The organism is Sporocytophaga myxococcoides (assembly GCF_000775915.1).
Taxonomy (GTDB): Bacteria; Bacteroidota; Bacteroidia; order Cytophagales; family Cytophagaceae; genus Sporocytophaga; species Sporocytophaga myxococcoides_A.
The window spans coordinates 167105-188142 of sequence record NZ_BBLT01000011.1; the positions used below are offsets into that span (position 1 = coordinate 167105).

The window sequence follows — 21038 nt, forward strand, 5'->3', positions numbered from 1 at the left end:
CAAATGAGTAAAAAAATTGCACTTGGCGGTGATCATGCCGGGTACACCTACAAGAAGGAAATAATAGCAGACCTTCAGAGCAAAGGTTATGAAGTTAAAGACTTTGGGCCATTTAGTGAAGCATCCGTAGACTATCCGGATTTTGTGCATCCATTATCCAAGGCTGTAGAAAGTAAAGAATTTGATTTTGGAATTCTTATTTGCGGAAGCGGGAATGGAGTTGCAATCACCGCAAATAAATATAAAGACATCAGGGCTTCGCTGTGCTGGACAAATGATCTTGCTGCATTGGCGAGACAGCATAATGATGCAAACGTACTATGTCTTCCTGCAAGATTTATAGAACTGGCAGATGCAAAGAAATTTGTCCAGACTTTTATTAATACTCCTTTTGAAGGAGGAAGGCATCAGAACAGAGTTGATAAAATTAATAAATGCTATTAATGGGCTGTACTTTCTGGTATAGCCCTTCATCTACTTTTTTATAAGCAGCTCCTAATGATGGAATCTTTGCAAATATCTTTTCTGCAAGATTCACCCTATCAACTATATAGTCAGGGGAATCTCTTAAAAAGTCCCTGTAAATACCTGAAATATTTTCGAAGTTATTAAGGTTGTCAAATCTTTTTTCTGCCAATTGCCAGTCAAGGTAGGGTGTAGCAAGTGTATTCTCAATATACATTTCCGGAAGTTTGCCTAAAACCAAAACCTTTTTCCCTTTTATTTCCATGAGTGGACTTTGAAGCGGAGAGGCTATCATTGAAGTAATATTCCAGGTTTTATTATTTATAGAAGCTTTCGATGAAAAAATGAAACTTATTCCTAAGATAAAGATGACGATTCCTGCAAAAAATGACTCCTTAAAGATTCTATGTCGAATAAGAGAAAACATGTGAGCAGCAAAAAATGCCAGGGCAGGAACAAATATAAAGGTAGAAGAAGGGGAGAGATTGTTTGATAAAGTGAGGGAAAATGAGCCGAAAATTATCCATAGCAGCATGGATTTGATGAGGTTGTATTGAAAATTGATATATCGCGATGAATTCGCAATGATGAAAAATGAGAAAAGCATCACTATTGCCGGAATCAGTAAAATTAAAATGTAGAGTTGGAGACTACCGAAAATAGTTTTTTTATAATTGACAAAAGAAAGTACGTAGTAGGTAACAAATTCCGAAGATCCGTTTTTAAGAAAATAGTAAGTCCAGGCAATCAAAAACGGAAAAGCGAATCCGACAATTAATAAAAGGAACTTCCTAAGGTTTAAGACCCCAAAGAATAAATAAGATAGAAAAGCAAAGAAAAAGAAAAGGCCAAGTTGAATGCTGAATAGAGCTGCGATTCCGATAAAGATTCCTGAATACAGCATAAGTTCTTCTTTTAAATCGTTGCGGAGCTGTTGGAATATAAGAAATAAAGCAATTAGCAAAAAGGTGGTACCCAGCAAAGTAGGAAACAAAGTATTGAAGTCAAAGAATAAAGTAGCAAACAGGAAGTAAAAAAGAGCTGGTAAGGTACTTCTATCCCTGAGGGCACCTACTGCATTTAAAATTAAATTAAAAATTACCCCCTGAAAGATGACAAAAAATGCAGATGTAATCCCAAAAGCAGTCTGTGATTTTCCAAAAAACAGATTCAGGAAATAATATACCGAGGCTGACAGTGGGCCTGTGGGAAACCAAATATCTCTATACATGGAAGCACCTGAATGCAACCTTTCGCCTATAGTGAGCCAGTTGATTTCATTAAGAAGCAATGGACTGCCATTTAACATGAAAGTTATTCTGATAATCAGAAATATAATAACCACAACCCCTAAGCGGAAGGGATCAAAAGTTTTGAAAAATCTAACCAAGGCAAAAGATTATTTGTTAATTTTCGATTAAAACTTGTTAATTAAAACTAAGTTTGAAGTAAATATAACTACTTGTTCATTTAATGGATATAATTTTGATAAATTCCATTAAATAAATCATCCTTCATCGATACGGAAAATGGACAGCAAAAGACAACAAAAAGTTTCCAGATTAATACAAAAAGAAATGGGAGAACTTTTTCAGAGAGACACCAAAGGAATATTTGGGGGAGCATTTATCACTGTGACTCATGTAAAAATCAGCCCTGATCTTGGGGTTGCTTCTATTTATTTAAGCTTTTTGAAAAACAATAACCAAAATGCCATTCTTCAAAATATAAGAGAAAATACCAAGCAGGTCAGAAAAATGCTGGGGGAGAAAGTCGGAAAACAGCTGAGAATCGTCCCACAACTTGTTTTTCATATCGATGATACTGTTGAATATGCTGCGAATATTGATAAGATCCTTTCCGGACTTGATATTCCTCCTGCAAAAAATGAGGATGAAGAAAACGAAGACGAATAATTTAAATCTATAAAGTTTTGAGGGTACCCTTTTTCATTGCAAAGCGCTATTTTTTATTTGGCAGGAAAATTAATTTTATAAATATAGTTTCTCTGCTCTCCATCCTTGTGGTTGCTTTTGTAACCATGTCTCTTGTGGTAGCACTAAGCGTATTCAATGGATTGGAGAACCTTATCCGTTCACTTTACAATACCTTTGATCCACAATTAAAGATTTCCGCTGTGAAGGGAAAATCCTTTAAGGTTGATCATGATTTTCTGGATAAGCTTAAATCCAATAAGGGAATAGCTATCATTACGGAAGTCATAGAGGACAATGTTCTTGTCAAATACAAGGAAGATCAAATGGTAGTGAAAATGAAAGGGGTTTCGGAAAACTTTCTCAATCAAAAGAGACTAGATTCCATGATTGTGGCAGGAGAGCTGAAGTTCCATGACAGAGGAAAAGATTATGCAATCATAGGCCGGGGAATCCAGTATAATCTGGCTATTTCACTGAATAGTGAAATTAACCCCTTGCAAGTCTGGTACCCTAAAAATATTAAAGCAGTATCTTCTTTAAGTCCTGACAAAGTTTTTAGCAGAGAAAACATAAGGGCAGGAGCAGTATTTGCCATTGAAAAGCAATATGACGATAATTATATTTTCGTACCACTGGATTTTGCAGAAAGACTGTTGAATTATGGGGACAAACGTACATCTTTGGAGATAAAGGTAAAGGATGGTTTTAAAGTAAATAAAGTAAGAGATCAATTGAGAGAATTGCTCGGCGAGGATTATCTTGTTCAGAATAGTGACGAGCAGCATGCAAGCCTGTTGCGTGCTGTTAAAATTGAAAAACTTTTTATGTTTTTTACTATATCATTTATCCTTGCTGTGGCTTCTATGAATATATTCTTCTGTCTTACAATGCTTGCCATTAACAAGAAACGTGATATAGCCATTCTCTATTCATTGGGTGCAACACCATCTATGGTTAGGGCAATTTTTCTTACTGAAGGCGCTTTGATTGCATTTACCGGAGCTATTTTAGGACTTGTTCTTGGTATTGGACTTTGCATAGCCCAGCAACAATTCGGAATGGTCTCTATGGGTATGGAAACATCCCTCGTGGATGCATATCCCGTTAAAATGGAACTCAGTGATTTCATTAGCACAGGTATTACAATTATTGTCATCACCTTTTTAGCCTCTGTAAGACCTGCAAATAGGGCCATTGAGGTTAGTATAAGGGAAAATATTTAAGAATCAGGACGATTCGGTTTCTGTGTATAATTATCTTCTCTTTTTCATTTCTTCTAAAACTGAATTTAGTATATTGTATACTTGTTTTAATCCGAAATGAAAGTCTCAACTGCCGAACCGTTCCAAATAATTTATTCATTGTTTGAGCATGAATACCTTGGGTATCTTTTTGAATCTTATGTGGTTCAGTTAGATGCTAATGGTAGACTTACGTTCAAGCATCAGAATATTTCTTCAAAGAATGCAGAGGAGTTTTCAGCGGGTTTAAATGAAGTAGACTTTAAATTAATACATCTTACTGATAGCATTCAACAGGATGCAATTCTTAAGAAGTTTTACAATAAAAAAGTTACTCCGGCAGAATTTTTTCTTAAAGTATATAATAAAGATAAGGGAGATGCCCTGCTTCAGGAGGCCATAGGAGATTATATTGAACACAGAAAGGCTGAAATCCTTGAGTTGCTTCATGATAAAATGGTCTTCGAAATGGGTAATGATGGTGAACCAACGTGGAAGCGTATTCATCTTGCTCCTGAGAAAGCTTCGGTATTGTTTCATTTCATGAGGAATGAAGACAATACACATTATTTTCCTACAATTAAGTATCAAGGGGAAAAGGTAGAGTTCCAGTATAAAAATGCGATCATCATTTGTAATTCACCGGCATGGCTGCTGGTAGGTGATAAAGTTTACAGCTTTAAAAAGGATGTAGACGGGAATAAATTAAAACCTTTCCTTAACAAGAAATTCATAGTGGTACCAAGAAAGATGGAAGATACCTACTATGAAAAGTTTGTAACGCCCCTTATTGCAACTTTTGATGTTCATGCGAAGGGCTTTCAGATTTTTGCGGAAGATTACGAGCCTAAACCAGTTATTACATTTACTGAGCTGGCAACAGCAGGCAAGAGCCTGAACCTGTTCAATGCTGGTTCCGGTGATGTTGAAGTGCAGGAAGCAGAGGATTGTAAAATTGTATTTAACCTTGCATTTCAGTATGGCAACTTTACATTTAACTCTGATGTCAACGGAAGTAATTATGTGAAGATGGAAAAGACCAAAGACTCTTATGTTTTTCATAAGGTAAAAAGGTCTATGGAGTGGGAAAAGTCAATTCTGGTTGAGCTGAGAGATCTTGGTCTTGAGCTGAAAAATGGCAAATTGATGCTTGAAAGATTTGAGGCGTTTTCCTGGATGAATCGCTACAGAGATGAGCTGGTTGCAAGAAATTTTGTTGTCAGACAAAACGTTAAAGATAACAAGAAGTATTTTGTTGGTGAGACCTCTATCAACTTAGAAGTTAAAGAGAACAATGATTGGTTCGATATACATGTTTCTGTAAAATTCGGTGATTTCGAAATTCCTTTCTTAAAACTTCGCAATTACATTTTAAAGAAAAAAAAGGAGTTTGTACTACCTAATGGCGAAATAGCTGTTATTCCTGAAGAATGGTTTACACAATATGCTGAGCTATTTGCTTTCATGGAAGATCCAAATGACGAAAATGACCTGAAGTTAAAGAAGCATCACCTTGCACTTGTTCAAGAGCTGCATAGTGGAAATCTTGCTAAGGTTACGATTAGTCAGAAGCTTGAAAAACTTAAGGAGTTTGAAGAGATTGAGGACCATCCAATTCCTTCGGGTTTCCTTGGTGAGCTAAGGCCTTATCAGAAAGCGGGCTACAATTGGATGCAGTTTCTTTACAAGTATAAGTTCGGAGGCTGTCTTGCAGATGATATGGGTCTTGGAAAGACAGTTCAGACATTAGCATTTCTTCAGTCATTAAAAGAAAGCGGAGCAACAAGTGCGACTTTGCTTATAATGCCGACATCTTTGTTATATAACTGGGAGATGGAGGCCCGTAAGTTCACTCCTTCCTTAAGAATATTGAATTATACAGGAACAGGAAGAGATAAAAATGTTGAGCAGTTTGAATCCTATGATCTTATTCTTTCTTCCTACGGAACAGTAAGAATTGATATAGAGCATCTGAAAAATTACTATTTTAACTATATCATACTCGACGAATCACAGGCGATAAAAAATCCTGACAGCAATATTGCCAAAGCGGTTCGTGATCTTAAATCTTCACACCGACTTATTCTTACCGGTACTCCTATTGAAAATAGTACAATGGACTTATGGTCACAGATTAGCTTTGCCAATCCAGGTTTATTAGGTAGTCAGTCTTTCTTCAGAAATGAATTCCTTAATCCGATCGAGAAGAAAAGAGATGATGGGAAGATCAAAAGATTATATTCTATCATAAAGCCTTTTATCCTAAGAAGACAAAAGTCTCAGGTAGCAAAAGACCTTCCGGAAAAAATTGAGAACGTTAAATTCTCCCGTATGACAGCCTCTCAGGAAGCCGAATATGAAAAGGTAAAGTCAAGCTATAGAAACATGATCCTTGAGTCTATAGAAGAGAAGGGCGTAGGCAATTCTCAGTTCCTGCTACTTCAGGGTCTTACAAAGTTAAGACAACTTGCCAATCATCCTTTGATGGTGGATGAGAACTATGATGGAGATTCCGGCAAGATGGAAGACGTGCTTTATATGCTTGAAAACGCCATTAGCAAGAATCACAAAATACTTATCTTTAGTCAGTTTGTAAAGCATCTTAGTATCCTCAGGAACTACCTTGATGAAAAGAAGGTAACTTACGCTTATCTTGATGGTTCTACCAAAGACAGAAAAGCTCAGGTTGATTATTTCCAGGACAATGAAGAGGTGCGAGTATTTCTGATAAGTCTGAAAGCCGGTGGTGTTGGTCTTAACCTGACAGCTGCAGACTATGTGTTTATCCTTGATCCTTGGTGGAATCCCGCAATTGAAGCCCAGGCAGTAGACAGAGCTTATAGAATAGGTCAAAAGAATAAAGTATTTACCTACAAGTTTATTTCTCAGAACACGGTAGAAGAAAAAATTCTAAACCTTCAGAAGAATAAGTTGAAGCTGGCTGAAGAGCTTATTACCACAGAAGAAAGTTTTGTGAAGAACCTGTCGAGAGAAGACATACAGTCGATATTTGACTAATGGAAGTTAAAAGTTAAGAGTAGAAAGTTCCAAGCATTGTAAAGCATAAAGTTGTATGCATAAAGCGAAAAGCTTTTCCTCAAATAGAATCCATTTACTGGTGTTTACCTGTCGATTGGTAAGCATTAACTTTTGTCTGAATTATTCTTAGTTAAAGACATTTTAACTTTAAGACATTAAGTAATCTCAGCATTAGAAACTTTTAACTTTCAACTTTTTACTTTCCGCTTACAAAGAAATATCAACTCCTTTTCTCCAAGCCCATATTTAACAGCAGCTGCATTCCCCACTTCTTCGGCCACATCAATTATTGAAACATCAAAACCTCCTCTTTGAAGGCTTTCATGGAAGTCTTTCCCATGTTTTCTAAAGATTTCCTGGTCCTCTGCATTGGACAATTCGGAACCTTCAAGAGTGGCTGAAATATCATTATAGATTTTAGTCATAATAATCACAGAGCCATCTGGTTTTATTACTCTTCTTAACTCTGATAATGCCTTTACCTCATCAGGAACATGCCCTAGAACATGACTACAGATAATAACATCAAAATGGTTGTCAGGAAAATCAATGGATTGTATGTCAACTTGCTTCATAGCAACCTGAGGATTGATATCTCCAGAGATATAGTGAAGGTTTTTCATTTTGCGGAATATTTTTTCCAGTCTGTTTTCCGGAGCAAAATGAAGTACGGCTAACTGATCATGAAAGAAATTTGTTTTATCTCTCAGATAAAGATATAGTACCCTGTTCCTCTCCAGGGTATTGCAGGAAGGACAAGCGGCATTTTCTCTTTTTACCTTTCCATAAGGAAGAAATTTTGTAAAGCTTTTATTGCAGCAGACACATGTTACTTTAGATCCGGAATAAAAATAACCTCTTATGGAGAATCTTATGTAATGAAGTTTTATCCGGGTTTTTTCGGAGAGGATAGATTTATAGATCTTCTTTATTATGAGCAACATTGACCAGAGACAAGAATTGAATTGTTAAGTTACTCGAAAGATCATCAAAAACGAAGCAATATGTGTTTTTAAACCAAATTTTAAGACAGCAATTATTGGTTCAGACTTCTAAGAATATCTTTAATAATTGGGGCTCCCAGGCCAGGTATAAAATATTCGATAAAATAATTAGAATTTTTTCGATTGTGGTTTGTGTATGAAAAAGTTGAAGTCCTGAAGTGGCATAACGATTTCCCTTGAAACTCATTTTTTATAGGGAAAGCAACGTACTGCTGCTGTTTATTAATATGGCTTTTAAATACTATTTTTTTTGAATATAAAAAATCATACTGATTCTTTATAAAAAAATTGTCATTAGAGTTTATCGTTTGAGACTGTACCCTGGCAGCAAAAAATAAGCTTATATAAATAATAGATACGATTTTTTTCATGGCTGTAAAAACCTGAATATAGGTATATATAAATATAAGTCCTTTTTTGTTAAAAGGTTACAAGTTTTGTTTTAAAATTCTATATTAATAAGAGGCAAGAGGGTCCATTAAACAACACCTAACGGATCATTTTATTTATTACCGGTTTTCCTTCCAGATTAAAGTCTCCCTCCAGATCAACCCAGGACTTGCAGCCGCCATACTCAGGTAGCAATGCAATAGTTTGAGGTTCGTTCAGTTTGTATATCTGGACAATCAGCAGATGTGCTCTTTTCTCCCATCTCTCAAAGCGTTCTTTGATAATAGATTCGTTCCAGGCATGGAAGGGAAATAACTTTGCAAGCTTATCCCATTCAGTTATAATTCTGCTGTCTGCAATTTCAGCAAAATACTCAATCCTTACCTTATCCTGTTCTTTATGAAATTTTTCAGGATCAAAAGCTTCAAACCAGTCACTTTTAACCAGGTCCTTTGCCTGATGGAACAGGGTAGGGAACAGTAAGAATTTTTTTGATTTAATTTCAAAATCAGAACCTTCTTCATGGATTCCTCCTTTACGTATGATGATGTTCTGTTTGCCTGTTCCAAGTGCTTCCACTATGTAGGACCATTCTTTAAATGCAGGAGTCATGATTTAAACTTTATAAGATGTTTACGAAAACTTAAGCATTAATTTTAGGCAATCGTTCTATAATGCAAGAATAAAAATAATAGAGGAAATGCAGATTTAAGTATTTTTATTCTCTAATTTATTTTTGAAATAGTAAGTTTGATTCATTAATACCTGTTCATCAAAACATTGAAAGATATCATCATCATAGGCGGAGGGCTCGCTGGGCTCATTAATTCTATATGTCTTGCAGATAAGGGATACAGTGTTTTGGTGATAGAAAAGAAAGAATATCCTTTCCATAAAGTCTGCGGAGAATATATCTCAAACGAAGTAAAGCCTTTTCTACTTTCAATAGGACTAAATCTTTCTGACCTCTGCCCATCTGAGATCAGCAGGCTTAAGGTTACTAGTCCTCTGGGGGCAGAAATAAATATGCACCTTGAGCTTGGCGGATTCGGGCTCAGTCGTTATAAGCTTGATTATGCTTTGTATGAACTTGCAATATCAAAAGGAGTAAATTTTCTCTTAAAAAGCCAGGTTGAAGATGTAATCTTTGAAAGAAATATCTTCAATGTAAAACTTCAGGATGGCTCTGGCAACTTGGCACATCTTGTAGTGGGTAGTTTTGGAAAAAGATCAAACCTCGACAGACAATTCAACCGTAAGTTTTTCTTTAAAAGGTCACCTTACATAGGAGTAAAATACCATATCAGAACTGACTTTCCTGATGATCTTATAGCTTTGCACAACTTCAAAGACGGGTACTGTGGTATATCAAAAATTGAAGATGATAAGTATTGCCTTTGTTATCTTAGTTCAAGAAGTAATCTGAAAGAGCATGGAAATATTGAGGATATGGAGAGAGAGGTCCTTTTCAGGAACAAGCATTTGAAAGTCATTTTTGAAAACTCTGATTTCCTGTATAAAAAGCCTGAAGTAATAAATGAAATAAGCTTTGAAAAGAAAGAAGCAGTATATGATCATCTCTTATTTTGCGGAGATGCTGCAGGTATGATTTCTCCTCTTTGTGGTAATGGTATGGCGATGGCTATTCATTCTGCAAAAATTCTGTCAGAGCTTATCTCCCTGAATTTTGTAAACTCATCTTTAAATAGAAAGTTGATTGAAGATCAATATTCTCGAAAGTGGAATGAAATGTTTTCAACCAGATTGTTTTTGGGAAGGCAAATACAAAAAATATTCGGGCAGGACCTGATGACAGAGCTTTCTCTACAATTCCTGAACAGTGTAAAGCCTCTTTCAAGACGGCTTATCAAAATGACGCATGGGGAGCCCTTTTAAATGTATTTTAGAATAGTAAGAAAGACAAAGAATGCAATAAAGCCCAATGACGACAGCATATTCAGCTTCATTGTAGATTTAAAGTTTGCGGCTTTTTCATCCTTTAGCACTTTTATAAACCAGGTTAAAAAGTATACCAACGTTGGCAGCATAAATAAAGGAAAAGCATATAGAGCCACGGTAAGATTTTTTGTTATGAAATAATACGAAAATCCTCCTGCCCCAATCGTAAAGACTGATGCAGTCCAGATGAAAGTTCCTTTGATTCCTATCATCCTGCTGAATGTCTGATCTCCTCTTCTTCCGTCTTCATTGTGCTGATATACTTGGGTCATAGGATATGATCCTAAAAGGATCAAAGTACAAAGGGAAGCCGGGAGCAATAATTCGTATAAATTTACTTCGGAATACGATAGACCGTTTATGGCCAGATAAGACATCAGATAAGTCCATATACCCTGGAAGAAAGAAACAATAAGGAGTCCCCCAATGGGATATTTTTTTAATCTTGTAATGGGATGACTGTATGCTTTACTTGCCATTGCTATTATAAAAACCATTAAAGCAAACTGCCAGTTAACGATAAACGCAAGACCAATTGCAATAAACTCAAATAGTAATGAAGTGTAATACAATTCTTTAGAAACAGGAGGTGGGTTTTCAATGCCTCCAATACTCTCTTCATCTTTATCAAAATAACTATTATAGCCATTGCTTGAAGGATAAAAAAAGAGATGAATTATAATGAATGAAAGGATCAAATAAGGTATATTGGGATTCGGAGACTGGCTTAAAGCAAAGATGAAGAAAGGCATTAAAAATATAGAGAAAGGAATTCTCAGATGAATTAATGTTGACTTTTGAATCATCTTTATTTAAGAGTTTTTTAACAAGATAGATAAATTTTTGTTTTTAAGGAAAAATGAGAAGTTTCATTACTGCGATAGGTACTGCAAATCCTGCACATGGTTTCCCTCAGTTAAAGATTGCGGAGTTCATGTCGGATGCTGTTTCCATGACTGAGGAAGAAAGACAAAGGTTATTTACCTTGTATCGCGCTACAGGTATTAAGCATAGATATTCTGTCTTACCAGATTTTGGTACAGCTTTTGAAGATTCCGATTTTTTCAAACCGGGAGAAAAAGCAGCAATGCCTTCTGTAGCTGAAAGAATGACTCTTTATAGGAAAGAGGCCCTTCCCCTAAGTATTGCAGCAATTGAAAATTGTCTTGATCAGTTAAAATCCTTTTCCAAAGACAAAATTACTCACCTGATCACTGTTTCATGCACTGGAATGTATGCTCCGGGCCTTGATCTTGATATTGTTCAGTCCCTTGGATTACCTCATTCGGTGAATAGAACCTGTGTTAATTTCATGGGATGTTATGCAGCATTCTCAGCGTTAAAAGTTTCTGACGCTATATGTAAATCGGATAAAAACGCTGTTGTATTAATGGTCTGTGTTGAGCTTTGCACTATTCATTATCAGAAAAGTATGAATTGGGATCACATTCTGTCTAATGCAATATTCGGAGATGGAGCAGCAGCAGTTGTCATTCAAGGAGACAAACCTAAAGGGGTGGCTTTAAGTCCGGAATTGTTTCATTGTGATTTGCTTCCGGAAGGTCGTAAGGACATGGCCTGGTCAATAGCTGACTTTGGCTTCGAAATGATTTTATCTTCTTATGTTCCTTCAATGATTAAAGGTGGAATAAAAGAATTAACCAGTAAACTTTTATCGAAGCTTAGTTACAATGTTGATGAAATTGATTATTTCGCCATCCATCCAGGAGGAAAGAAGATACTTGAAGTAATAAAAGACGAGCTGGAAATTAAGAAGGTAAAGTGTCAGCAGAGTTTCGATGTTCTTGCTGAATATGGGAATATGTCTTCTCCATCTATATTGTTTGTTTTGAAAAGGATTATGCATGATTTGCAGAATGATTTTTCCTCTAAAAGAATTTTATCATTCGCTTTCGGTCCTGGGCTTACAATGGAATCAATGGTTTTAGAAGTTGTGACATCTGGGTTTGCCAAGACTCTTGAGGGTGATAAAGAATTAATAAATATAGGAGCAGTATGAGCCGGTTTTTGCAAAGGTCAGCGGATCCGGAAATTATGGATGACCTTGAGTTTGAAGGGGAGGTTCTCGGTCGGACCCTGGATGAAATAGAGTTTATCAATAAGTGGTTGGGGGGAAATGCTGTAACTTTGGATGCAGTTAAAAAGGTCGTTAAAGCACGGCAATTACAAAAAACGGATGTTCCCATAACCATTTCTGATCTGGGATGCGGTGGTGGGGAAATGCTTTCCCTGATCTATAAATGGGCAGAGTCAGAAGATATAAAAGTTAAACTTACGGGCATAGATGCGAACGATTATGTGGTGAATCACGCAGCGAAAAAAGTGCCTTTGCAGGACTGTATTTCATTTAAAAAATACAATGTGCTTGACATAGCTTTCAAAAAGGAATCATTTGATATAAGTACATGTACACTTTTTTGTCATCATTTTGAAAATGATGTGCTGATAAATTTTTTGAAGCAGTTGAAAAGCCAAACTCGCTTCGCTATTATAATCAATGATATTCATCGGCATTGGTTTGCTTATTATTCCATTAAATACCTTACGAGTTTGTTTTCCAGATCATATATGGTAAAATATGATGCTCAGCTTTCTGTATTGAGAGCTTTTAAAAAGAGTGAACTGGAACTTATAATCAGTAAGGCTGGTTTTAGCCGATTTGAAATTCGCTGGAAATGGGCTTTTCGTTTTCAGGTGATTTTGTGGTGTGACTAATTTCCTCTTGATTGCTTTCCTTTAATTCATTTTTTTAAAAGATTCTATTTATTACTTTCTACTATAAGAATGCACCTATTTTCGTTAATCTTGGTTGATTATTAAAGGAACTAAAGGGAAAGATCGTATGAGCAAGGTGCATTTTATAGTTGGGTTAATAGGTGTCATTGTACTGATCATTGCAGGCGCTGCAACTGGAATTGTAACGATAGGTGAAGCCGCGATTATAGGTATCTTGGTACTCGTGGCTTCTCCTTTCATTATGAAGTTTGTTCAAATGACCAGAAAACATGATGAGCGATGACAGCTGTAAATAAGGTTTAATTATTGAAGATCATTCAATAATTGACCACTTAATCTTTGCAGCTCAATTTCGGCAGTTTTTGCTGTAAATTGGGCTGAAAGAAGGTTGTTCTCTGCATCAGTAAGTTTTTGCTGGGTAATTCGTAAATCTATATCATTTATATTACCTAGTTTATATCTGCCAACTGCAATATTCAGATCTTTGCGGGCAACTTCCACGTTTCCAACCTGGATGTTTACCAACTGTATGCTTGTGAGGTAATTGTTATAATATTTATACAAGTCATTTTTTAGAGACAGTTTCGTGTCTTCGTATTGGGAAGAACTTGATTGGTATAAAATCTTTGCATTCTGAACATTTAAATTAGTAACTCCACCAGTGAAAATATTCATGCTTGCAGTCACTCCATATGTTAAACCATTTGATCGGTTTAGTCTTGCGGGACTCACAGGGTTTTGAGTTTTTGTATAGTTATATCCTCCAAATACGCCGATTGTAGGTAAATATTGACTTCTATAAGACTCTATGTCATATCTTGCAATATTGGCATTTGCCCTGGATGTCAGCAACATTGCATTTTGACTTTCAAGTTTCTGAATGAGATCATTATATTCAAGTTTTGAATTAATTGGTATTTCTGGTCTTACTTCGAAAGAAGTGGTGATTTCACGTGCAAGAAGTCTGTTCATATCTGCTTTGGCATTCCGTATAAGAGCAGCTTGTTGAAGGAGTCTTGTACTGTCAGCATTAGCGTCTACCATTGCCTGGTAAATGGCCTGCTCTGACCCGGTTCCGATACTTTTCATGCTTTGGGCCAGCTTTAGTCTTTGAAGCGAAAGGCCGATTGCCTCCTGAATTACATACATCATCTTTTGTTGCTGCACAATTGAATAATATGTATTGATGATATTTGCAACAGTCACTTCAATATCTGTTCGAGCCTTTGTTTGTCCGGCTTTTTCAAGCTCCTGCAGTTTATTTTTTGTAATAAACATGTTAAAGCCATCAAATATAGTCCAGTTGACAAGTGCGTTAGCAGCAATGCTTTTAGGTCTGAGGCCGTTTGCATCTCTTGGAGGTGTAGGTGGCTGATATTCTACGTGAGTATTCACAAGATTGCCGGTATTATTAAAGTTTAAGTCAACCGTAGGTAAGAATCCGGCGTTCCCTAGAGTATTACTGTTTTCTGCTATCTTCTGAGTATTCCTTGCTATGATAATTGTATAATTATTTTCAAGTCCAATTTCAATAGCCTTTTCAAGAGTCAGAGTATCCTGAGAGAAAGCAGTTAAAAAGCTGGCTGTCCATATAACAGCCAGCATAAAAAATTTAATTTTATTCATAAGAGTATTCTATCTTTTTAGGCTCTTCTTTTATTTCTGTTTTTTTGATTTTTTTCCTTGACAGGTAAGTATACATCGCTGGAATTACATAGAGTGTCAGGATTAGAGAGAACAATAATCCTCCTATAATTACAAGTCCCATTGGAATACGGCTTTTAGCGCCGGCACCAATAGCAAATGCAATTGGAACAGCTCCAAGTATGGTTGCAAGGCTGGTCATCAGAATTGGTCTTAAACGTGCTGCTGCTGCTTCACGTGCTGCATCCATTACAGATAGTCCTTCTTCTATTTTATGATTCGCAAATTCCACAATCAAAATTCCGTTTTTGGTAACCAGACCAATTAATATAATGATACCAATCTGGCTGAAAATATTTATTGTCTGACCAAACGCATACAAAGTTATAAAAGCTCCGGCAAGTGCTAGTGGTACGGTTAACATAATTACCAAAGGATCTATAAAGCTTTCAAATTGAGCAGACAATATCAAATAGATTAGTACCAGTGCCAATGCAAAAGCAAAGAGAATATTCGATGAACTTTCAGCATAGTCCCTCGATGGCCCGTTCAGGCTGGTGCTGAAGCTATCGTCAAGGAGTTTTTTGGATATCTGATCCATTGCTTCAATTCCATCACCTATCGTTTTACCTGGAGCAAGTCCGGCAGATACAGTTGCAGATTTATATCTGTTAAAGTGATAAAGTTGTGGAGGACTATTGGTTTCTTCAATCTTCACTAAGTTGTCCATTTGAACCGGAACTCCATCTTTGTTTTTAACATAAAGCGAGCTTAGGTTTAGAGGTTGATCCCGGTTTGCCCTATCGAGCTGACCTATCACCTGGTACTGTTTTCCATTCATGTTGAAATAACCAAACCTTTGCCCACTGAACGATAATTGAAGCGTTTGAGCAATGTCGCTCACAGAAACTCCTAAAGCTTTTGCTCTTTCTCTGTCTGGTTTTACAATCAGTTCAGGCTTATTGAATTTAAGGTTCACGTCATAGCCCATAAATGTTGGATTTTTGCCGACTTCTTCCATAAACTTAGGAAGAACTGCCGATAACTTTTTAAAGTCAGAAGACTGAATAACATATTGTACTGGAAGTCCAGATTTAGAAGCACCTCCACCACCACTGATTGTCTGTTCCTGCACAACAAAGAGTTTGGCAGAAGGGAACGATTTCAGGTTTTTGGATAGATAATCAGCAATCTCCTGCTGAGATCGATTTCTGTCATTTGGATCAGTCAGTGCGATTCTAAATATACCGGTATTCATAGCTCCTGTCCCTGAAAACCCTGGTGCAGTAATGGTCATTGCAATTTTATTTTCCGGGACTGAATCTTTGATAAACTTAGATACATTGTCCATGTAATTAAGCATATAATCAAAAGAGGTGCCTTCAGGTGCAGTTGCAGAAACTCTTAATACGCTTCTGTCATCAAGTGGGGCAAGTTCTGATTGGAGATTTCCATTAATGTACCAGATGGTTCCAAATGACACAAGAAGTATGACAATTGCAATCCATCTTATGTTCAGGAATTTCCCCAATGAGTTTCGGTATGCATTGGTCATTCCCACAAAGAAAGGTTCAGACCATTCGTAGAAGCGAGTTCTCTTAGTATGATCTTTTCTTGCCATTTTTACATTCAGCATAGGTGTAAGTGTAAGAGACACAAATGCTGAAATGAGCACAGCGCCCGCAACTACAATACCGAATTCCCGGAATAGTCGTCCTACAAATCCTTCAAGAAAAATAATCGGGAGAAACACCGCTGCAAGAGTAACGGAAGTGGAGATCACCGCAAAAAAAATCTCTTTAGATCCTTCATGAGCAGCAGTTACCGGATCCATTCCTTCTTCTATTTTTTTATAAATATTTTCTGTAACAACTATACCATCGTCAACCACGAGACCTGTCGCAAGAACTATAGCAAGCAGTGTAAGTATATTAATAGAAAATCCTGCAACATACATGATAAAAAATGCTCCTATGAGGGAAACAGGAATATCTATCAATGGTCTGAAAGCAATTAGCCAGTCTCGGAAAAACAGATAAATGATGAGCACCACGAGTACGAAGGCGATGATTAATGTTTCCTGAACTTCAAGGATAGAAGTTTTTATGAACTTCGTGTTATCAAGCGCAATGTCTAACTTGAAATCCTCAGGAATATCTTTTTTTATCTGGTCGAGTCGCTTGTAAAATTCATCAGCAATTTCAATATAATTTGCTCCGGGCTGAGGCACTACACCAAGACCTATCATGGGGATACCAGATTCCTTAAGCATGGTGTTTTCATTTTCAGCACCTAAAGTAGCCCTTCCTATATCCGCAAGTTTTATAATTCTGGTCCCGTCATTTTTAATGATAAGGTTATTGAATTCATCTTCTGTGGTAAGTCTTCCCATAGTTCTTACTGACAGTTCTGTAGCATAACCTTCAATTTTACCACTTGGCAATTCAACATTTTCTTTGTTCAGAGCGCTCCAAACGTCGGCAGCTGTGAGTTGGTAGGAGGCAAGTTTGAAGGGGTCCATCCAGATACGCATGGCATATTTTTTCTGTCCCCATATCTGCACTGTACTAACTCCGGGTATCGTCTGTAGTCTTTCCAGCACTACGTTTTCAGCATAGTCACTCACTTCCAGCTGGCTTCTGGTATTGCTTTGCAAGGTAAGAGCTATGATAGCATCAGAGTTTGCATCAGCTTTGGTAACAACTGGTGGGCCATCTATATCTAATGGAAGAAAGCGCACAGCCTGAGAGACTTTGTCCCGCACGTCATTCGCAGCAGTTTCGAGATCTTCATCAAGGTTAAATTCAACAGTGATACTGCTTGTTCCAGTGCTGCTGGATGAAGAAATTGATCTGATACCGGCAATCCCGTTGATACTCTTTTCTAATGGCTCCGTAATTTGAGATTCAATAATATCAGCATTGGCACCGGTATAGGTAGTCTTAACTGTAATGACCGGAGGGTCTATGGACGGAAACTCCCGTACGCCCAGGTACTTATAACCGATGAGTCCGAATAGTACAATGACTATAGACATCACAGTTGCCAGAACAGGGCGGTTTATACTTACTGAGGAAATATTCATAGCAGATTACTTGGATAAGGTTATGTTTACCTTCAGGCTGTCTTTTAACTGCATGATACCTGAAGTAATTAAGGTATCTCCTGCATTCAGGCCATCAGTGATCTGAATGGCGGAGTCGTTACGCACCCCGGTTTTTACAATCTTGGAGATCGCATAACCTTGTTTATAAATAAAAACTTTTGAACCGTTTTGCATTGGCACAATTGACTGAGTAGGGGCCATGATCGCTTGTGCATCCTTTTGCAGCAGTAGATCAATTTTAATAAATGATCCAGGTCTCAGACTGAAGTCTTCATTGGAAGATCTTGCCCGCACTTTTAAAGTTCTTGTAGCTACATCTACCATGGGTTCTGCAGCATATACTGTACCTTTGTAGATCTTGTCGGATCCTGTTACAGTGAATTTTATATCAGAACCTTTTTTTATAAAAGCTCCATATTTCTCAGGGATATCAAATTCCAGCTTGATTGGGTCTATTTGCTGAAGCGATGCTATAACGGTAGTAGGAGAGACGATTTCTCCTTCACTCACATAGCGCAACCCAATGATGCCGTTGAACGGAGCTTTAATCTCGGTTTTGCGCAATTGTGCAGATAATAAGTCAAGGTCAGCATGTAGGGTACTTGCCTGGTTACTGGCAATATCGTACTCCTCCTGGCTGATACCACCTATTTCTAAAAGTTTTCTTTTGCGCTCCTCTTCTCTATTGGCCAACTCCTGTTGAAGTTTGATCTTTTTATATTGAGCTCTGAGCTCTTCATCAAAAATTTTTACAAGAAGTGTCCCTTTGGAAACTTTTGCATCTTCTTTAAAATGGATACCGGTTACTCTTCCGGAAACCTCACTTCTAAGGTCTACTTTTTCATTTGAAAGAATAGTTCCTATAATTTCTATTTTATTGTCCATTTCCTCAGGCTTCAATATCATGCCATTTATAGATAAAGGAGGCGTATCTTTTGGTGCACGGATTTCTTTGGCTTTGTTGCCAGAGAATGTGCAGGACCAGACAATGGCCAAAATAAAAATTGCGGAAAATGTGGTGGTTCTGGTACTCATTGTATTTGGTTTTACTTTACTTTTTTTATTCTGAGTTTTATGTCTATTTTGCTTGTATGCAGGTTTTTTAGATTGTTTCTTATCAGATCAAGAGTATTGTAGAAATTATCTATTTCCATTTCACTCATTCCCTTAAAAGCTCCCTGCTCCAGTTCAGTATATGTTTTCCGGATTTGAGGAATTAACTTTTTTCCTTTAGTGGTAACCTGCAAAAGATGTTCTCTGCGGTCTTTCTGGTTTATGACTCTTTCCACGAGTTCAAGTTTAGATAAATGGTCCAGATTGCGCAGGGTGGTAACTTTATCGCAATGAAGTAGTTCAGAAAGTTGCTGTTGTGTTATTTTCCCTGAGTTTTCATCCAAAACCAACAGCATATAGAAATATCTGTCCAATCCTGATTGCTCGAGATTTTCTACAAGAAATGCCAGGTAATTTTTAGCCAGATCAGTGCAGCATTTTCCCAGCGGTGGCTCTTTCGATGAAATAATTCTCATTTAAATTTAATGCAACAACAATAGTAAATTATGTTAATTGTTGACAATATTAACTAATTGGTTTTACAACGTAAATAAACAGACTAAAATTTAATTGTTTATCATGGTTCGTCTTTGATTTTCGTGAATTGGAATTCGAAAAAGTAGGAACACCAAATAAGAGGTAATAGTTTGAAAATATTTAGAGGGAATAAAATTTATAGAGAAGAGTTCAGATGTTTCGTTTTTTTACTTTTGCTCATTTTTTTAGACATAAAAATCACTTTAAAGATCAAAAAACAGACAATTGCGATTATAAAGAATAGTAGCATAACCAAAAAATTAAAGTGTTTAGGTATTTATACGTTATTTTTAATGGTAGTAACCTAGTTTTTTTGTAAAATTTATTTCTTTGATATTAATCACTTTATCTAATGCAGTGATTAGGGAGAACCTGTGTTAATACTTTTGCTTGAAGTCTTGTATACGTTGACTTTTAATTTTTTGATTATTAAACGATTATATAGTTTGCCTTTCGTGGTAATACTAAAATTTATTACAATTGGTCAATTTGTTTTGTTTTTAACATTTCTCCGATTAATTTTGAACCCTCCAAAGTCAATTACTCTGAACATGTAATTGATTTATAAAGAAGAGGGGAGAGAAAAGGCTCTTTGAACCTCTAGCAACCTATCCTTTTGAGATAAGGTGCTAATTCCTTTCCTAAGATATTAGGGCATATAAATTAATTATGATGAAGAAATTAATTGAATATTATTACACCTTTCTTTATACCTCTTTCCTTAAGAGTAAAGGCTTGTCTTTTAATTTCCTTTTTGTCTGTTGTTAGTTTTGTGCTGAATTTGGTGGTTTAATCTGGAGTTTACAAGTGGAAAATAAGACCTTTACATATAAGAATAATTTTGTTTTAGAGTCAGGGCAGGTTCTTGAAAACCTTACGATTCAATATTCTACTTTAGGAAAACTTAATAGTAGAAAAGATAATGTAATTTGGGTTTGCCACGCTCTTACCGCTAATTCTGAAGTTCATAACTGGTGGTATGGGTTGGTAGGTGAAGATAAATTTTTTAATCCTGAGAAGCACTTCGTTATATGTGCCAATATCCTTGGTTCCTGCTATGGAACAAGTGGCCCACTGGAAGTTAATCCTAAGACAGGAAAGCAGTATTTTCTCGAATTTCCTCAGGTTACAATAAGAGATATGGTAAATGCTCATATTGTTCTTAAAGAAGAATTGGGTATTACTAAAATACATTCTTGTATCGGCGGTTCTTTAGGCGGACAGCAGGCAATGGAGTGGGCCATCATGGCTCCTGATACTATTGAAAATTTGATTTTGCTGGCTACAAATGCCTTTCATTCTCCATGGGGAATTGCTTTTAACGAATCTCAGAGAATGGCAATAAAAGCAGATAAAACCTGGCAAGAGTGCAGAGAAGATGCAGGGCAGGAGGGCTTAAAAGCAGCAAGGGCAATCGCTCTTCTTTCTTACCGGAATTATAATACTTACGTTTCTACACAGAAAGAAACAGACGAAAACAAGCTTGATAGTTATAAAGCATCCTCTTATCAAAATTATCAAGGGGTTAAGCTTGTAAACAGGTTTAATTGTCATTCATACCTTTATCTTTCAAAAGCAATGGATTCTCATCACGTAGGTCGTGGTCGGGGAGGAGCTGAAGTTGCCCTGAAGGCGATAAAGTCAAATACACTGGTGGTAGGTATTAAAACAGATATTCTTTTTCCTGTTTGTGAACAGATTTTCTTGGCCCAAAACATAGTGGGAGCAGAATATCAGGAAATTGATTCCCTGTATGGTCATGACGGCTTTTTAATTGAAACTGAAAAAATTGCGCATATCCTCCAGGATTTTTATAAAAGAAAAACCGCAACCGGCCTTTTTTGATAATTTTTCTCTTATCAAGCATTAGGCATTGAAATTATTGTTTATCAAAAGAATTAATCAC

The 21038-nt window shown here is 36.6% G+C and carries 17 protein-coding genes and 1 riboswitch; of the genes, 9 read left to right on the plus strand and 8 right to left on the minus strand.

The features are described 5' to 3' along the window. Nucleotides 1–3 precede the first annotated feature (3 nt). A complete protein-coding gene (rpiB, locus tag MYP_RS21430; protein WP_045468124.1) occupies nt 4–444 on the plus strand; it encodes a ribose 5-phosphate isomerase B in 441 nt (146 codons plus the stop codon). Here rpiB and MYP_RS21435 read toward each other — a convergent pair. After that, nucleotides 428–1774, minus strand: coding sequence for a hypothetical protein (locus tag MYP_RS21435; protein WP_156140781.1), 1347 nt, complete (start codon nt 1772–1774; stop codon nt 428–430). The genes rpiB and MYP_RS21435 overlap by 17 nt on opposite strands. 220 nt (nt 1775–1994) lie before the next feature. Here MYP_RS21435 and rbfA point away from each other — a divergent pair, with 220 nt between their 5' ends. The 3 genes from rbfA (at nt 1995) to MYP_RS21450 (ending at nt 6661) form a co-directional block, all read left to right on the plus strand. Next, nucleotides 1995–2381, plus strand: a complete 387-nt coding sequence (rbfA, locus tag MYP_RS21440) for a 30S ribosome-binding factor RbfA (RefSeq protein WP_045468130.1) — start codon at nt 1995–1997, stop codon at nt 2379–2381. A gap of 17 nt (nt 2382–2398) precedes the next feature. Next, on the plus strand, nt 2399–3625 hold the full coding sequence (locus MYP_RS21445; RefSeq protein WP_045468133.1) for an ABC transporter permease: 1227 nt from the start codon (nt 2399–2401) through the stop codon (nt 3623–3625). Nucleotides 3626–3721: 96 nt separating this feature from the next. Continuing rightward, entirely contained in the window at nt 3722–6661 is a 2940-nt protein-coding gene (locus tag MYP_RS21450) for a DEAD/DEAH box helicase (protein ID WP_045468136.1), read from the plus strand. A gap of 209 nt (nt 6662–6870) precedes the next feature. Here the strand turns inward: MYP_RS21450 and MYP_RS21455 are convergent, their stop codons facing one another. Continuing rightward, nucleotides 6871–7626, minus strand: a complete 756-nt coding sequence (locus MYP_RS21455) for a class I SAM-dependent methyltransferase (RefSeq protein WP_052430422.1) — start codon at nt 7624–7626, stop codon at nt 6871–6873. A 549-nt stretch (nt 7627–8175) separates the two neighbouring features. Continuing rightward, a complete protein-coding gene (locus tag MYP_RS21465; RefSeq protein ID WP_045468141.1) occupies nt 8176–8688 on the minus strand; it encodes a DUF1802 family protein in 513 nt (170 codons plus the stop codon). Between the two features lie 168 nt (nt 8689–8856). On the opposite strand from MYP_RS21465, the gene MYP_RS21470 reads away from it, so the two are divergent. Next, a complete protein-coding gene (locus MYP_RS21470) occupies nt 8857–9972 on the plus strand; it encodes an NAD(P)/FAD-dependent oxidoreductase (RefSeq protein ID WP_045468144.1) in 1116 nt (371 codons plus the stop codon). On the opposite strand, the gene MYP_RS21475 is transcribed toward MYP_RS21470, so the two are convergent. Beyond that, nucleotides 9969–10841, minus strand: coding sequence for a UbiA family prenyltransferase (locus MYP_RS21475; protein WP_045468147.1), 873 nt, complete (start codon nt 10839–10841; stop codon nt 9969–9971). The genes MYP_RS21470 and MYP_RS21475 overlap by 4 nt on opposite strands. A gap of 53 nt (nt 10842–10894) precedes the next feature. Between MYP_RS21475 and MYP_RS21480 the strand changes: the two genes are divergently transcribed. From MYP_RS21480 to MYP_RS21490, 3 genes are all read left to right on the plus strand, one after another. Continuing rightward, nucleotides 10895–12055 (plus strand): type III polyketide synthase, encoded by a 1161-nt coding sequence (locus MYP_RS21480; protein WP_045468150.1) that lies wholly within the window; start codon nt 10895–10897, stop codon nt 12053–12055. Further along, nucleotides 12052–12771: a methyltransferase domain-containing protein gene (locus MYP_RS21485; RefSeq protein ID WP_045468153.1), complete on the plus strand. Its 720-nt coding sequence runs from the start codon at nt 12052–12054 to the stop codon at nt 12769–12771. The genes MYP_RS21480 and MYP_RS21485 overlap by 4 nt, the downstream gene beginning before the upstream one ends. A 127-nt stretch (nt 12772–12898) precedes the next feature. After that, nucleotides 12899–13075: a hypothetical protein gene (locus MYP_RS21490; RefSeq protein ID WP_156140782.1), complete on the plus strand. Its 177-nt coding sequence runs from the start codon at nt 12899–12901 to the stop codon at nt 13073–13075. Between the two features lie 20 nt (nt 13076–13095). Here the strand turns inward: MYP_RS21490 and MYP_RS21495 are convergent, their stop codons facing one another. Genes MYP_RS21495 through MYP_RS21510 form a run of 4 tightly spaced genes read right to left on the minus strand, consistent with a single transcriptional unit; the run spans nt 13096 to nt 19071 of the window. Then, entirely contained in the window at nt 13096–14418 is a 1323-nt protein-coding gene (locus MYP_RS21495) for a TolC family protein (RefSeq protein ID WP_081990633.1), read from the minus strand. Beyond that, nucleotides 14411–17521 (minus strand): efflux RND transporter permease subunit, encoded by a 3111-nt coding sequence (locus MYP_RS21500; protein ID WP_045468161.1) that lies wholly within the window; start codon nt 17519–17521, stop codon nt 14411–14413. Before MYP_RS21500 ends, MYP_RS21495 begins: the two co-directional genes overlap by 8 nt. A gap of 6 nt (nt 17522–17527) precedes the next feature. Then, the gene (locus MYP_RS21505; protein WP_045468164.1) at nt 17528–18577 is read right to left on the minus strand and encodes an efflux RND transporter periplasmic adaptor subunit; all 1050 of its coding nucleotides are present in this window, start codon (nt 18575–18577) and stop codon (nt 17528–17530) included. An 11-nt stretch (nt 18578–18588) separates the two neighbouring features. After that, on the minus strand, nt 18589–19071 hold the full coding sequence (locus tag MYP_RS21510; protein WP_045468167.1) for a MarR family winged helix-turn-helix transcriptional regulator: 483 nt from the start codon (nt 19069–19071) through the stop codon (nt 18589–18591). 620 nt (nt 19072–19691) lie between these two features. After that, nucleotides 19692–19797: riboswitch (SAM riboswitch) on the plus strand. Between the two features lie 142 nt (nt 19798–19939). Between MYP_RS21510 and metX the strand changes: the two genes are divergently transcribed. Continuing rightward, nucleotides 19940–20977 (plus strand): homoserine O-acetyltransferase MetX, encoded by a 1038-nt coding sequence (gene metX / locus MYP_RS21515; protein WP_045468170.1) that lies wholly within the window; start codon nt 19940–19942, stop codon nt 20975–20977. Nucleotides 20978–21038: the final 61 nt, after the last annotated feature.

Bases quoted from the DNA above. Each gene is read 5' to 3' on its own strand.
- MYP_RS21505 (WP_045468164.1), bottom strand. From the start codon at position 18,577: ATGAGTACCAGAACCACCACATTTTCCGCAATTTTTATTTTGGCCATT.
- MYP_RS21490 (WP_156140782.1), top strand. From the start codon at position 12,899: ATGAGCAAGGTGCATTTTATAGTTGGGTTAATAGGTGTCATTGTACTG.
- MYP_RS21480 (WP_045468150.1), top strand. From the start codon at position 10,895: ATGAGAAGTTTCATTACTGCGATAGGTACTGCAAATCCTGCACATGGT.
- rpiB (WP_045468124.1), top strand. From the start codon at position 4: ATGAGTAAAAAAATTGCACTTGGCGGTGATCATGCCGGGTACACCTAC.
- MYP_RS21455 (WP_052430422.1), bottom strand. From the start codon at position 7,626: ATGTTGCTCATAATAAAGAAGATCTATAAATCTATCCTCTCCGAAAAA.
- MYP_RS21495 (WP_081990633.1), bottom strand. From the start codon at position 14,418: ATGAATAAAATTAAATTTTTTATGCTGGCTGTTATATGGACAGCCAGC.
- MYP_RS21510 (WP_045468167.1), bottom strand. From the start codon at position 19,071: ATGAGAATTATTTCATCGAAAGAGCCACCGCTGGGAAAATGCTGCACT.
- MYP_RS21475 (WP_045468147.1), bottom strand. From the start codon at position 10,841: ATGATTCAAAAGTCAACATTAATTCATCTGAGAATTCCTTTCTCTATA.
- MYP_RS21435 (WP_156140781.1), bottom strand. From the start codon at position 1,774: ATGTTAAATGGCAGTCCATTGCTTCTTAATGAAATCAACTGGCTCACT.
- MYP_RS21500 (WP_045468161.1), bottom strand. From the start codon at position 17,521: ATGAATATTTCCTCAGTAAGTATAAACCGCCCTGTTCTGGCAACTGTG.
- MYP_RS21465 (WP_045468141.1), bottom strand. From the start codon at position 8,688: ATGACTCCTGCATTTAAAGAATGGTCCTACATAGTGGAAGCACTTGGA.
- MYP_RS21485 (WP_045468153.1), top strand. From the start codon at position 12,052: ATGAGCCGGTTTTTGCAAAGGTCAGCGGATCCGGAAATTATGGATGAC.
- rbfA (WP_045468130.1), top strand. From the start codon at position 1,995: ATGGACAGCAAAAGACAACAAAAAGTTTCCAGATTAATACAAAAAGAA.
- MYP_RS21450 (WP_045468136.1), top strand. From the start codon at position 3,722: ATGAAAGTCTCAACTGCCGAACCGTTCCAAATAATTTATTCATTGTTT.